At 37.7% G+C, this 14,043-nt stretch carries 12 protein-coding genes; 9 read left to right on the top strand and 3 right to left on the bottom strand.

Annotated features, from left to right (window positions below):
- Positions 1-95: 95 nt before the first annotated feature.
- Together C9J34_RS08260 and C9J34_RS08255 are read left to right on the top strand one after the other, a co-directional pair.
- Entirely contained in the window at positions 96-707 is a 612-nt protein-coding gene (locus C9J34_RS08260; RefSeq protein ID WP_238600606.1) for a Type 1 glutamine amidotransferase-like domain-containing protein, read from the top strand.
- Between the two features lie 175 nt (positions 708-882).
- Entirely contained in the window at positions 883-3,075 is a 2,193-nt protein-coding gene (locus C9J34_RS08255) for a hypothetical protein (protein ID WP_107839386.1), read from the top strand.
- A gap of 79 nt (positions 3,076-3,154) precedes the next feature.
- On the opposite strand, the gene C9J34_RS08250 is transcribed toward C9J34_RS08255, so the two are convergent.
- Positions 3,155-3,433 carry an amphi-Trp domain-containing protein gene (locus C9J34_RS08250; protein ID WP_107839385.1) on the bottom strand — a complete coding sequence of 93 codons (279 nt, stop codon included), beginning with the start codon at positions 3,431-3,433 and terminating at the stop codon, positions 3,155-3,157.
- A gap of 236 nt (positions 3,434-3,669) precedes the next feature.
- On the opposite strand from C9J34_RS08250, the gene C9J34_RS08245 reads away from it, so the two are divergent.
- The 6 genes from C9J34_RS08245 (at position 3,670) to argH (ending at position 10,956) form a co-directional block, all read left to right on the top strand.
- Positions 3,670-4,467 carry an NRDE family protein gene (locus C9J34_RS08245; RefSeq protein WP_107839384.1) on the top strand — a complete coding sequence of 266 codons (798 nt, stop codon included), beginning with the start codon at positions 3,670-3,672 and terminating at the stop codon, positions 4,465-4,467.
- A 155-nt stretch (positions 4,468-4,622) separates the two neighbouring features.
- Positions 4,623-5,951 carry an AAA family ATPase gene (locus tag C9J34_RS08240; protein ID WP_238600605.1) on the top strand — a complete coding sequence of 443 codons (1,329 nt, stop codon included), beginning with the start codon at positions 4,623-4,625 and terminating at the stop codon, positions 5,949-5,951.
- Complete coding sequence (locus C9J34_RS08235; RefSeq protein ID WP_107839383.1) at positions 5,944-6,672, top strand: hypothetical protein; 729 nt, start codon at positions 5,944-5,946, stop codon at positions 6,670-6,672. Before C9J34_RS08240 ends, C9J34_RS08235 begins: the two co-directional genes overlap by 8 nt.
- Before the next feature lie 23 nt (positions 6,673-6,695).
- On the top strand, positions 6,696-7,844 hold the full coding sequence (locus C9J34_RS08230) for a thiolase family protein (RefSeq protein ID WP_107839382.1): 1,149 nt from the start codon (positions 6,696-6,698) through the stop codon (positions 7,842-7,844).
- A gap of 261 nt (positions 7,845-8,105) precedes the next feature.
- On the top strand, positions 8,106-9,635 hold the full coding sequence (locus tag C9J34_RS08225) for a Na+/H+ antiporter NhaC family protein (RefSeq protein WP_107839381.1): 1,530 nt from the start codon (positions 8,106-8,108) through the stop codon (positions 9,633-9,635).
- A gap of 4 nt (positions 9,636-9,639) precedes the next feature.
- A complete protein-coding gene (gene argH, locus C9J34_RS08220; protein WP_107839380.1) occupies positions 9,640-10,956 on the top strand; it encodes an argininosuccinate lyase in 1,317 nt (438 codons plus the stop codon).
- A gap of 198 nt (positions 10,957-11,154) precedes the next feature.
- On the opposite strand, the gene C9J34_RS08215 is transcribed toward argH, so the two are convergent.
- Positions 11,155-12,456 (bottom strand): hypothetical protein, encoded by a 1,302-nt coding sequence (locus C9J34_RS08215; RefSeq protein ID WP_107839379.1) that lies wholly within the window; start codon positions 12,454-12,456, stop codon positions 11,155-11,157.
- 17 nt (positions 12,457-12,473) lie between these two features.
- On the bottom strand, positions 12,474-13,007 hold the full coding sequence (locus C9J34_RS08210) for a GNAT family N-acetyltransferase (protein WP_107839378.1): 534 nt from the start codon (positions 13,005-13,007) through the stop codon (positions 12,474-12,476).
- A gap of 107 nt (positions 13,008-13,114) precedes the next feature.
- Between C9J34_RS08210 and C9J34_RS08205 the strand changes: the two genes are divergently transcribed.
- Positions 13,115-13,750, top strand: a complete 636-nt coding sequence (locus tag C9J34_RS08205; protein WP_107839377.1) for a hypothetical protein — start codon at positions 13,115-13,117, stop codon at positions 13,748-13,750.
- Positions 13,751-14,043: the final 293 nt, after the last annotated feature.

Raw genomic sequence — 14,043 nt, 5'->3', positions numbered from 1 at the left:
CTATAGCGATTGTTGTTTTAGATGGAAATTCTTTATTTACTCTATTATAAGGATGTATCTAATACAAAATAGAGAATAAAATGGAGTTGATTAGATTGAAATTGTTACTCACCTCTAACGGTTTTTACACGGATGCTATTAAAAAGCAATTTTTAAAGCTCCTTAACAGTGCTACGAACGAACTGGATGTTGCTATTATCACGACTGCATCACCACAAAAGGAGAATAATCGGTTTGCTCAGAAGGCGAAAGAAGACTTTAAAGAGATGGGGTTTCATAAAATTGATTTTATTGACGTAGAGTTTGATAATCCAGAAAGTCTTAAACATAAAGATGTCATATACATTAATGGTGGTAATCCATTTAACTTATTATTTTATACTAAACGGAACGGAGCAGATACTATCCTACAACAGTTAATAACAAAAAATGTTGTTATTGTAGGCGTAAGTGCTGGTGCTGTTCTACTTGGTCCAAATATTAAAGTCGTTCATTTCTTCACACCACAAATGGATGCACTAAAAACGAAGGATTTTTCAGCATTAGGATTAACAGACAAGCTTGTTTTCCCTCACTATGATAGGGAAGATTTGTTCCAAGATAGTAGTAGCAAGACAATCGAAGCTAGACTGAAAGAATTTGAATCACTTGAAAAATGTAATATTACGAGACTAAAAGATGATGAATATATCTTAATAGAAAAGTAATTTATTGACCTCTAATTTGAGGTCTTTTTTATGTATTTCTAAACATCTCCACAAAAATAAAAGCTTTTAAACATTTCTCTATTTTTGACATAGTACGTTATATCTAAAAAACTCTCTTCATATAGTGGTTTGGTGAACGATTTTGCTATCACGATTATGTATAGGGGGAATTATAGTGGGATATGAACAGGACAAGTTGATGACAGTAAAGGATTTACAAGAAGATGCGCCTAATCAAAGCTTTGCAGATAAACTTTATGAACAAATTACTTCAGTTATCGGAGGGAATAATGCACAGCAATTTTTCTGTATGAGCCTCCCAGGTACATTAATTGATGCCTCGCAATATACGTATGATATTGAGAACAATGAGCCTAAGCCAGCTTATGTAAGAGCAAATGAATCGAAGCTTGTCAACAAGCTATTCGATGCTTGTCAAATGACGGCTTCTGATAATGGGCGCCATTTATCAACACAATTTAAAACGGCGCTTGATATGCTGACACCTAAATTAAATAGTATGCTTTTTGAAGCTAAAAATAAGCTGAGAGAAGTATTGATGACACCTTATCCTTATAATTTTGGCGATGGAAAGCAGGACGTACTGACACTGGAGCAAGTTTTTTATAGGCTTTATAGCGAGTATGTCAATACTAAGCAAGTATGGGCAGAAAAGCAAGTAGCAAAGAAAAATGAGCTTGCTAAAAAATATCCAGAAAATACAGCAGAAGCTTACAAACGACGCAATAATGAATTTTTAGATTGGTATGAAATAACAGCAGAAGCAGAAGTGCTTGGCGTGGAGGAGAAGCTTGGTAAAGTACTGGGCGTTTTTTCGCCAGGGGATATGGAGATTATCAATGGTATTTTAGATAGTGGCGTAGGGCGCGAGATTGCTGAAGCCCGTTCTACGATTGCGAATGTTGGAAAAATGAACCCAGATGGAGGACATGTTTATCCTGTCCAACTTTATCCTGAAAATTGGTTCTCTTTGTTGAATACTTCCTTTACGCCTGTTGATTTACTTGAAAGTCCAGCCGTATTGGCGCAGCAGCTTGCTATATTAGTAGCCCAGCGCAGTAATATTACGAGCAATATCAATTCGTTTTTAGCGATTATTCCAGAGGAAGATGAAGTAAAAGCATTGAAAGCCGCTTATGAGGCAAGTGATGCAGCATTTAAAACAGCGCTTGCTACATTGCAGGAAACGTATGTTAATACGACAGTAGATATGTTAAAAACCTTGGTAGACGTGATGGCATCTCAAGGATTAGATGATGTAAAAAAAGTGTTACCATCCACTGTTGTGCGTATCTTTGGAGTTGAGGCTGATAAAGTCGAGGCGTTGCTTGGCAAACTTGGCGATAGCTTAAAAAATTGTTTTGCAGCTCAGCAGGATTTAATAGAAAAAGCACAAAAGGCAACGAATGCCGCAATGCGTTATTTTGAAGAAAATAATAAACTACAATTCAAATCGATGCTGATGCCATTACAACAACAGCTTGAAAATACAAATCAGGATATTGCCGCATTAAAAGAAAAAATAGGGCTTGCAACACTTTTACAGCCTACAAAAGAAAGCAGTGAAAATGATGTTGCGCCAAATCATGTGCCAGAGAATTTTACACAAATTATCCTCACATCTAGCTTAAAGGAAGCAAATCAAGCTTCTTCCAGCTATGCCTCTGCCTCAACATCTAACTATGGCGTATCCTTTTTCTTTGGAGGCTATTCTAGTAGCTCTAGCCATAAAGAGGCGATAAATAAAGCATTTTCTAGTAGCTCAGATATGTCTATCCAAATTGGAATGTCTGTCGCTAAGGTGCAAATAGGCAGGGAATGGTTTAATCCCGGAGTCTTTTTATTAACGGAGGATATGTATAATACATCAAGCAAATCCATTGCACCAGCAAAGGATTATCAAGGTTTTTCTAAAGAACGGTTTGATGAAATGAATCAATGTGTTTTTCCATGTTTTCCTACAGCCTTTATCATCGCACGAGATGTCACAATAAAATTTACAACTGCATCAGCTATGTCAGATTCATTTGCGCAAAGTGTTGAGGAGCATTCATCAAGAGGTGGAGGATTTTTCGTTTTCGGTGGAAGCAGATCCTCTTCTTCCTCTTCGTCGCAAAGTAATTCAAGTGTGCAATCGTCTGCAAATAGCGTAACAGTACGCTTTACGAATCCGCAAATTTTAGGGTACTATCTCGAAGCAACTGCCACAGATAAAAGTGTTAGAATTAATACTACTGAGGCTAGTAGTAATACGGAGTTTATCTCTATTTTTGAATTTGTTACAAAATTCCAAGAAATGTTAGATGATTATAACCAAAAGTATAATGGACATACGCTAAATTTATAGATGTACATCGCTCAAAGATGAATTAATTAAGGCTGTGGAAAAGTGGGGGTTGTACCTGCTTTTCCACAGCCTATTTTATTTATTCAATCATCATTTTTTTCCGCGTTTGTTCACCTGTATACCAATCAAATTCAATTTCAAATGAATGTTTGTCGCCTTTTTTTGTATAGGAGTATTCGATTTTGAGTTGTTCTGACGGGTGTACAATTGTTTGTTCAGTACCTTGAACAAATGTAAATTCGCCACTTTCCTTTAGCTTCTTCGCAATGGCTTCGAGCATTGTTGCAAATTCTACTACGTTTTGATGTTCCTTATGCTTAATCAACACCTCTGTAACAGGCTTATTTGGTTTTAACATCAAAATCCCTCCTTATTTTATTGTTGTTTCTATTATAACATATTGATTTTGAGGGTACTATACACATGCGTATAGTGGTAGTCCGATGAAGGTTAAGCGCGGTAAATATTGCGTCTACAGTTGTTGTAAACTAAAAATCTTAAAATGGATGTACCAACTGTTTTTTTGTAAGCGTTGCCAATTGCGTGTGATAATAATGTACTCTATACTTTTTACAAGAAGTGGAGGGGATTAGTATGTGTATTATCGTGCTAGGTTATAAAATGCATCCACAGCATGATTTGATTGTAGCAGCAAATCGGGATGAATTTTATAAGCGACCAGCAAAGGAGATGGAGCAATGGGAAGATGCGCCACATATTTGGGGTGGCCGAGATTTAGAGAAAATGGGGACATGGCTTGCAGTAAGTGATAATGGGCGTTTTGCAGCAGTAACAAATTACCGAGACCCACGTTTGCCACTTGTTGGGGAGAAGTCGAGAGGGGCAGTACCTGTAGACTTTATAAATAGCTCGCTTAATGCCTTGCAGTTTACAAAGCAATTACAGGAGGAGCGGCATTTGTATGGTGCATTTAATGTTGTTTTATATGATGAAGAGAATCTAGTGCACTACAATACAGTGATGAATGAGCTAACGATTATACCACCAGGCATTCATTGTATATCCAATGCCACGTTAAATACACCTTGGCCAAAGGTAAAGCGCTTAAAGGCTGCTTTTCACGAAACAATTCAAGCAACAACAGAGGAAGAAGCATTATTTGCGATTTTAAAGGATACAATAAGGGCAGACAATCAAGATTTGCCAGCAACAGGTGTGCCTTTTGAAGTGGAGCAAAAGCTTTCCTCAATTTTTATTCATTTTGATGGCTATGGGACAAGGGCTTCCACTGTTGTGAAAAGCACGGATAAAGGCTGGGACATTGCAGAGCGTAGTTTTACAAATGGGCAGCGTGCTCGTGATGTGCGCTTTATCTTGGTTCAGCATACCGAACGTACAGAAAACTTACTTACCCCACAGATAGAGAGATGAATGTTCAAGTGTATTGGAGCGACCTGCATGATACAGGTCAGCTAACCATTGGTGATTTTAGTTTAACTTCGAAGAGCTCGCTCGAACAAAATCTGGACTAGAATGAGTTTCAGCGGAATTGATCATTGGAAAATGAAATAGTTGGAGGTATAAATTTGGACACAATTATAAGGGTTCGTCATGTCACAATTCAATGCTTGAAAAATGTAAAGCACGGCACATTTCAAACAAACTCAACTTTTCTTAATCAAGGCAAAGCGAATGTGGTCGGATTTTACGGGCAAAATGGTTCAGGGAAAACGGCTGTAGTGGAAGCATTTAGCCTGTTAAAAGCACTGCTACAAGCAAAAACATTACCTGATAACGGGCAAAAGCTTATTTATTTTAAAGAAAAAAGCATTGAATTGCACATGGAATTTCTTATAACGAATAAATTTGGGCAATATTTTGTACAGTATTTTGTGGAACTGCAAGAGGGAGCTGAAACATTAAAGGTTTTTCGCGAAGTGTTATCTTATAAGGAAAATAAAAGTGGCAAACGTTATAAAGAGCTTGTGACAAAGCGGGGGGATAACATCTCGATTCGCAATAAAAAAATGCAATCCTTTCACGAAAATCATAGGGTCCATTTGATGGTAGCCAATTATTTAGCAGAGGAAAATGCGACATCCTTTATTTTCCGCAAAGAGTTAGCAAATGTACTGACATCGTTTTGTAATGAAGAGGAAAACGAATTAATAAAGAATTTGAAAGAGGATTTTAATAAAGATTTCCATGTCATTGACACGATTCATTATGGCTTACTCGTTGCAAATCTAGTTATGCCATTAAGCATTCATATGGACGGGGTAAGAGGCAATATACCTTATGAATTAAGAGATACGATGCTATTGCCGATGGAAATGTTCGCAACAATTGAAAAGGTTGTTGCACAAACGAATATCGTCCTTACAACAATTATTCCAGGGCTTTTTATAAAGGTTCGAGAAATGAATCGCGAGAAAATGCCGAGTGGTGAAGATGGTGTACGCTTCGAATTTTTATCGGTAAAAAACGAGATAGAATTGCCATTGCGTAGCGAATCACAAGGCGTATTGAAAATTATTTCGATTTTAAGCACATTGATTGCTGCTTATAATAATCCAAACGCTTGTGTCGTTATTGATGAATTAGATGCGGGTATTTTTGAATATTTATTAGGAGAAATGCTAGAGATTATTCATGACAATGGCAAGGGTCAATTATTTTTCACATCGCATAATTTAAGGATTTTAGAAGTGCTTCCTTTCGAAAATCTATGGTTTACAACATTGAATGAGGAAGAACGTTATTTGCAACTAAAAGGTGTGAAAAAATTAAGCAATGCGCGTGATATTTACTTAAGGGCTATCCAATTAGGTGGACAAGATGAGGCATTGTATAACGAAACGAATATGTATGATATCAAAAAGTCATTTAGGAAAGCAGGTAAAATAATTGGCTAAAGCACAAAAAAAGGTTGTTATTTTATTGGTCGAGGGCGACACTGATGAATTGCTACTAATTGAGCGTTTAAGGCAGTTATTTAAAGAGAAAGAAATTCGTTTTGAGCCACAGCACGGCGATATTTTTTATCAAAGGGAGAGAAAAGAGCAAGCCATCAAAGAGGTTATTGGAGAGAAAGTAAAAGAAATATTAATGAAGCGCAAATTTAAGCCTTCCAATGTATTAGCGGTGCTGCACATACTTGATACAGATGGCTGTTTTATAGCACCAGAGCATATTACAGTCGATGCGGAGCAATCTATTTTGACACAGTATAATGCAGAATGTATAACGGTCAATTCGGAGGAGCAGAAGAGCAGAATTGAAGAGCGCAATGAAATTAGGTCGCGCAATGTGCATACGATGAGTAAGGCAACTCAGATTGCACAATATGCTTATCAAGCCTATTATTTCTCTCGTCATTTAGAGCATGTTGTATTTAATGAGATGAATCCATGTAAAGAGGATAAGTTCGAAAAGATAGAGAATTTTTTAGAAACGTTAGAAATGCCAATTGAGCAATTTTTAGCACAATATATGCCAGTTGAACAGCAGGATGAATACAGCATGGCACATGAAAAAAGCTGGGAGTTTATTGCGGAAAATATGAATTCTCTTAAGCAGTATACAAATGCTTCGCTCATGTTTCAGTTTTTAGAGAATGATTCAAAGCATATATAATTTAAACAAAGGGGATGTTTATGATGCGTGAAGTAGTCATTGTAGCAGCAACAAGAACGGCTGTTGGGAGACGTAAAGGGGCACTGAGTAAAATGAGAGCAGATGATTTAGCTGCTGTCGTGTTAGACGAGGTTGTGAAGCGTGCAGGTATTGAGAAAGCCGATGTGGAGGATGTCATTTTAGGCTGTGTGACACAAAGTGCGGAGCAAGCAGGAAATATTGCACGCACGGCTTTATTAATTGCGGGTTTTCCAATTCACGTACCAGGTGTAACAATTGATCGACAATGTGGCTCAAGCCAACAAGCGGTCCATTTTGCTACACAGGCCATTTTATCAGGTGATATGGATATTGTCATTGCAGGCGGTGTAGAAAGCATGACCCGTATGGTGATGGGATCGAATTATATGGGGGTTACACCTAGTGAGCAGCTAACAAAGCAGCATGAAATCATTCATCAAGGCTTATCAGCAGAGCGCATTGCTGATAAGTGGGGGCAGAGTGCAAAGCAATTAAATGAATATGCCGTTAAAAGTCATCAGCGAGCATTAAAAGCGATTGCACAGGGGCATTTTAAAGATGAAATCGTTGCAATCGAAGTACAAAATGAAGCAGGTGAAACTTTTATTTTTGATACGGATGAGGGACCAAGACAGGATACAACAATGGAAAGCTTAAGTAGCTTAAAAACTGTATTCCAAGAGGACGGTGTGATTACAGCAGGCAATGCAAGTCAAATGAGTGATGGCGCTTCCGCAGTTTTATTGATGTCACGTGAACGAGCAGAAGCGCTTGCTGTTAAGCCATTAGCACGAATTGTTGCGCGCGCAGTTGTAGGCTCTGACCCGACATTGATGTTAACAGGTCCTATTGCAGCGACAGAGAAAGCGTTGTTGAAAGCTGGGCTATCTTTAGCAGATATTGATACATATGAGGTCAATGAAGCGTTTGCGCCAGTGCCTCTTGCTTGGGCAAGGGATACAGGAGCGGATATGGAAAAACTAAACGTAGATGGTGGAGCGATTGCATTAGGACATCCACTGGGTGCGACAGGTACAAAGCTTTTAACGACAATGCTATATCGCATGCAACGTGAACAGCAGCGTTACGGTTTACTCGCAATTTGTGAAGGAATGGGCATGGCGAATGCCACAATTATTGAGCGACTATAAATGAGTTAATATGATAAGCGATTAATCAAGCTGGATTAAAAGCCTTTAAATGTGAGTGTTTTTGACCATACAAATTTAATAGATTAGTGTTTTAAAAGAATACGAAAAGCTATCTAATCAGTGATATGTTAGTTTACTGATTAGATAGCTTTTTTTATTAAAAATTGATTGTAAAGTAGAAATTTTCAGATTATAATAAAGGATAAATAAAGGGTATTTACCCTTTAATAATTTTATACATCATTCAAAGGGGGGATATGTATGGAAACATTCGGATTGATTTCGATCATTCCACCAGTTGTTGCGATTGCCTTAGCGTTTATTACAAGAAATGTTATTATTTCTTTATTTCTAGGAGCTTTCACAGGGATATTAATTTTGTTAAACGGCAATATTTTGAAGGCTGTCAAGTTGATTGTTGGTGATTATATTTTTGTTCAATCAACAGATAGCTATAATGCGGCGGTTTTAGCATTGCTTGTATTTATCGGTGGTTTTGTTGCCTTAATGGAGAAATCAGGTGGTGCAGGAGCATTTGCACTGAAAATTTCTACTTTCATTAAAACGAAAATTAGCGCACAGCTATCTACTTGGTTTGGTGGGCTTGTTATCTTTTTCTCTGACTTAGGTTCACCATTAATTATCGGGCCAATTTTTGAGCCGATTTTCGATAAACTAAGAGCATCGCGTGAGAAGTTGGCATGGATTATTGACTCGACCGCTTCACCTGTTGCTGTGATGATTCCGTTTATTGGCTGGGGCGTTTATATTATGGGCTTGATTAGTAAGGAGTATGAGCGTTTAGGTGTAGCAGAATCTGATTGGGATGCTTTTATGAACGCGCTACCATTTTATATTTATCCGATGCTAGCAGTATTAATTGTACCTATTATGTTATTAACAAAATCTGAGTTTGGTCCGATGCGTAAAGCAGATCGACGCATTGAAAAAACAGGGGAAATTTATTGGGCGAATTCAAAGCCATTACGTAAAGCAGAGACAAATACATATTTAGAAACGACAAGTAAGGCAAGTCTTGTATTTGTACCGATTTTAGTTTTACTATTTATGTTATTTGCACAGCTTGTTCCTCAAGGGTTCCCATTTAAAGCAGTAAGCGGTGGAGAATTTAGGGTAGCATTAAGTATTTCTTATTTAGTAGCAGCAGCTGTACTTGTTGCATTAATGGTTATTTATAAAGTGAAGAAATTCATGGAAGCATTTGATATTTATGTATCAGGTATGCGTCGCATGATGGATATTGTGATTATCCTAGTATTAGCATGGTCGTTAGGCACGGTATTAGAGCAACTAGGAACGGCTAATTATTTAGTAAGCGTTATGGATGGCACGATTCCTGTCATGCTAATTCCAGCAATTATTTTTATTCTTGGAGCAATTATGTCCTTTGCATGTGGTACATCTTGGGGAACATTCGCGATTATGATGCCTTTGGCGATTCCATTGGCCTATCATATGGATATTTCTGTTTATATCGCAATTGGTGCCGTTATTTCAGGTGGTATTTTTGGGGACCACTGTTCACCGATTTCCGATACGACAATTTTATCATCAACAGGTGCAGGCTGTGACCATGTGGATCACAATAAAACACAAATTCCGATTGCGCTATTTAATGCATGTGTTACATTAGTTGCCTTTTTAGTTGCTGGGATGTATGAAAGTGTGTACACAGCAGTATTGGCGATTATTTTAATGATTATCGGCACATTGATTTTAGGACGAATTTCAAGAAATCGAGAGAAGAAAGAAGAATTAGAGGGGGTATAAACAGATGAAGCTTTGGGGCGGACGTTTTCGCAATGAAGAAAATAGTTTGATGGAGGAGTTTAATAGCTCATTAGAAATTGATCAACGACTTTATTTTGAGGATATTACAGGTAGTTTAGCACATGTGAAAATGCTTGTGCAGTGCGAGATACTTTCTAGCGTAGAAGGTGAGCTTATTTCAGACGGGCTAAAAGGAATTTTAGCGGATATTGAAAGTAGTGAATTGCCAATTGAAGGTGACTATGAGGATATTCATAGCTTTGTCGAAATGAATTTAATTAAGCGTATTGGGGATGTCGGGAAAAAGCTGCATACCGCACGTAGCCGCAATGACCAAACAGCAGTTGATACGAGAATGTATGCACGTAAAAAAGCACGTGAAATGGTGGAAGTGTTGGAAGCGTTTAAGCAAGTGCTAAAGGACAAGGCGGAAGAAAATCCGTATATAATGCCAGGTTATACGCATTTGCAAAGAGCGCAGGTTGTGACATTTAAGCATCATTTAATGGCGTATTATCAAATGTTTAATCGCGACCAAAAGCGTGTGCAAAATGCGCTTGAACTATTAAATGAAAATCCACTTGGCTGTGGTGCACTTGCAGGCACAACGCATAGCATTGATCGCATGATTACAACACAAGAGCTGGGTTTTACAAAGCCTGTCGATAATTTTATGGACGGTGTTAGTGAGCGTGATTATGTACTGGAATTAACTTCTGATTTTTCGATTATTATGATGCATTTAAGCCGCATGAGTGAAGAATTGATTTTATGGTGTAGCCAAGAGTTTAAGTTTATCGAAATTGATGATGCTTACGCAACGGGCAGCAGCATTATGCCACAAAAGAAAAACCCTGATGCGGCGGAGCTGATTCGCGGGAAAACTGGGAAAGTGTACGGCGCATTATTCTCTATCTTTACGATGATGAAGGGCATACCATTAACGTACAATAAAGATATGCAAGAAGAAAAGGAATCGTTCTTCTATGCGATTGATACAACACTTGCTTCTTTAAAAATCATGACGGAAATGATTCGCACATTAAAGGTCAACGAAGAAAAAATGCGCGCCTCTGTTAAGCAAGGATTTTTAAATGCGACAGAGTTAGCGGATTATTTAGTAAAAGCAGGGACGCCATTTAGAGATGCGCATAGCATCGTCGGCAAGGTTGTGATTTATTGTGAGGACCACAATAAAGGTATTGAGGATTTAACATTGCAAGAACTACAACAGTTTAGTGGCGCCATTCAATCTGATATTTATGAATATATTGATTATGATAGCATTTTAAATAAAGGGACAAAGGTTCATTTACGATAGAAATAGGCGTGTGTTCGAGGGTAATACTTTCGGCCACACGCTTTTTAACGAGCGAATTTAAGCGTCTTACGGGCGAATTCCACAGTTTAACGGGCGAATATGGATGTCTCACGGGCGAATTCATCTATCTTGCGGGCGAATTATATCTTTTGAACTAGAAAGAGCTATATGAAAAGACACCATCTTTTCATACAGCTCCTATTTATGTGGTACAAAGCGATACACTTTACGTGGTCTTCCTTTGACATGATGGGTAGATTCACCAACATATTCGATTAAGCCTGCTTTGCTTAAGTTGGTAACGATGCGTCTCGCGTTGCGATTTTCCATATTTAAATGATTTGTTAAATCGAGCGTCGTGAAATGCTCTGTGCCTAGCTTTAAAAGCAATGCTTGAATGCGATTGTAGGTGCGCATGCTAATATTTGCTTCCTTCAAAGCTTCAAGTGATGGTGTGTCTAACAATTTATTCGTGTACATTAGCTCTCGACTATGTCCGAAATGCTCAATCATCGTTCCATCTTCTTGAATAATAAATAGCTCATGTTGTTCATGCTGGCGAGAATGTTGGTTCGCAGTCGCAGCATTCATTTCAGCCGCTAAAGCAGTTTCACCATAGCCGATACCTGTAATAATATGTTTATTGGCTAGTAGCTTAAGCTCTTGTATTTTTTGACGAACAAGCGAGAAGTTTTTCTCGATGGCACCACGTGTGCTAAAAATGATATAGCGATGTTCGCCTTGCTCCGTTAAAAAGCCGTCGATATGCTCGCTTAAATTAATTAATATTTCCTTTATTTGCAGCGTTAAATATTGCTGTGTATATGGACGAATCTGTGAAATATCTGCCTCGATTTCTTCAATTGTGATAATGCAAATGCCGATTTGTGTATCTTTAAAGAACGAGGTTTTTATTTTTTCCTCTAACACTTTACAAGCATGTAGAATTTCTGAATGGCTGATGGAATACCAATAAACAGGAATGGCAAGCTGCTGTAATTCTGTATAAACCGCTTCAAAGCTTGTAATGGCACCGCATGTTTTGCCTTCATCCCATAACTGTTTATGAAAGGCGACTAGCTCTGCTGCTGTTGTCGCTGTATCATAAATTTTTAAATAGATATGAGATGAGGCAAGGTTTAATTGCATCAACGCATCATCTACAGCTTGTTTGGATAATTCATCAATGCTTAGCTGTTGTAAAAACAGTTTAGAATGATGAGCAGCTTCCAAAAAGGCTTTATATAAGCTTGCCTCATTGTTTTGAATGGGTATTAAATAGTCATCTGTTTGCAAATATTCCTTTGCAATTGCGTACGGCAACTGTCCTGTTGGAAACCAAAAATCAACTTCATGGTCATGTGCTTGAATGATTTGCGCTGTTTCTTGAAAGTTTTTATAAGGCAATGCAATAAAGCGCACTTTCAGTTTTAAATTTTGTGCAAGTGAGATGACTTTATGCACAGATGTCGCAGAGCCAATTACGCCAACTGTAAACATCATAGGCCTCCTTTTTCTTAACCCTCAAACGCATCTGAATAGCGAATAGTGCCTTGCACATTTTGCAATGCATTCGGCACTAATTCAAGTGCCATAAAAATTTCACTTGGCACTTCAAATGGAGCAACAATATTCCACTCTTTTGCTTGGCGGAAGCCGAATTTTGGGTAATAGGCTGCATGTCCTAGAACAATGACAGACTGCTGCCCGATTTCAGCGGCTTTTTGTAAGACATCTTTAATTAACTGACTACCGATTCCTTTATGTTGAAATAATGGTAAAACAGATACGGGTGCAAGTGCTAAAGAGTCAACGGACCTTCCATCATTTTCAATCGTAATTTTCGATAGTAAAATATGGCCGATAATTTGATTATCGTAATCAACTGCAACTAACGACAGTTCAGGAATAAAAGCGGAGGATTGACGGATGCGCTGAACAAGGAAATGCTCCTTCTGATCGCTCATATCCTCATCTAAAAAAGCTTGACGTATTACATCCTCAGTAATTTCATAATCTGTAGGACGCTCTTGTCGAATTGAAAAGTTCATACTATTAAATCTCCTTAATAAATTTCGCTATATTAATTATGCACTATAATTGACTGTACATCTATAATAATATACAATTTCTCGTATTAGTTCAGGGAGGGATATAAATGGCAAATACGAAAAAAATGTCCATTCATCGTGCATTAACAGAACTTAAGCTATTAACAAAGCGTATTGAAGAGGCAACAAAGCAGGTTGACGTAATTGTTGCAAATCGCAAAAGTAACAGCAAAATTAATGGTATGGAAATCGGTGAATACACGAAGCAAATGCAAGCCTCTTATGATAAGGTGCAAAGCTTAATTCAATATCGCAATCGCATTAAGTCACTCGTTGTCATGTCAAATGCACAAACGATTGTGACGATTGGTGATGTGACAATGACTGTAGCAGAAGCAATTGAGCGTAAGCAGTCCATTAACCTTGAGAAAAAGCTAGTAGAAACGATGAGAAAGCAATATCGTCATGCGACAGAGGTGGTAGCGAGTGAAAATGGTGTACTACCTGAAAAGCTAGAAACATACTTAGTGAATATTTTAGGTAATAAAGATAAGCAAACACCAGAGGAAGTCAAATTACATACAGAAACATTTATGAAAAGAAATGAATTTGAGTTAATTGACCCATTGCATGTAAAAACGAAAATCGATCAATTAACAGCAAAGATTGAGGAATTTGAATCGGAAGTAGATGCGGTACTATCTGAATCGAATGCGACAACTTTCATTGAAATAGTATTATAAAAAGCTTTGCATTGTGTAGTGAAAACAGCAAACGATTTGTTGCTCGTGCTTTGCGTTGTGTGCGAGTTGAAAAATAGAAACAACGCATTTAACTAATAATCGATGAAATCAACTTGAAGGCTCAAAACTAAATGTTTAAAGCACAAAGTTCAAACATCAAAGCTCTTATTTTCTAAAGTTCAACATTTAAAGCATACAGCTTTTTCAAATCCAAGATGCAAGGTTTAGGTTTTAACAAATCATGACCGGCTGATAACCTCTTGGCTGCTATAACAGTGCAAAATCAATATAAA

This window comes from Metasolibacillus meyeri, assembly GCF_003049505.1.
Taxonomy (GTDB): domain Bacteria; phylum Bacillota; class Bacilli; order Bacillales_A; family Planococcaceae; genus Metasolibacillus; species Metasolibacillus meyeri.
This window is presented reverse-complemented; position numbering and strand designations above follow the sequence as displayed.

Coding starts and splice junctions, on each gene's coding strand:
- C9J34_RS08230 (WP_107839382.1), top strand. CDS start 6,696: ATGCGTGAAGTAGTCATTGTAGCAGCAACAAGAACGGCTGTTGGGAGA.
- C9J34_RS08245 (WP_107839384.1), top strand. CDS start 3,670: ATGTGTATTATCGTGCTAGGTTATAAAATGCATCCACAGCATGATTTG.
- C9J34_RS08225 (WP_107839381.1), top strand. CDS start 8,106: ATGGAAACATTCGGATTGATTTCGATCATTCCACCAGTTGTTGCGATT.
- C9J34_RS08250 (WP_107839385.1), bottom strand. CDS start 3,433: ATGTTAAAACCAAATAAGCCTGTTACAGAGGTGTTGATTAAGCATAAG.
- argH (WP_107839380.1), top strand. CDS start 9,640: ATGAAGCTTTGGGGCGGACGTTTTCGCAATGAAGAAAATAGTTTGATG.
- C9J34_RS08210 (WP_107839378.1), bottom strand. CDS start 13,007: ATGAACTTTTCAATTCGACAAGAGCGTCCTACAGATTATGAAATTACT.
- C9J34_RS08215 (WP_107839379.1), bottom strand. CDS start 12,456: ATGTTTACAGTTGGCGTAATTGGCTCTGCGACATCTGTGCATAAAGTC.
- C9J34_RS08205 (WP_107839377.1), top strand. CDS start 13,115: ATGGCAAATACGAAAAAAATGTCCATTCATCGTGCATTAACAGAACTT.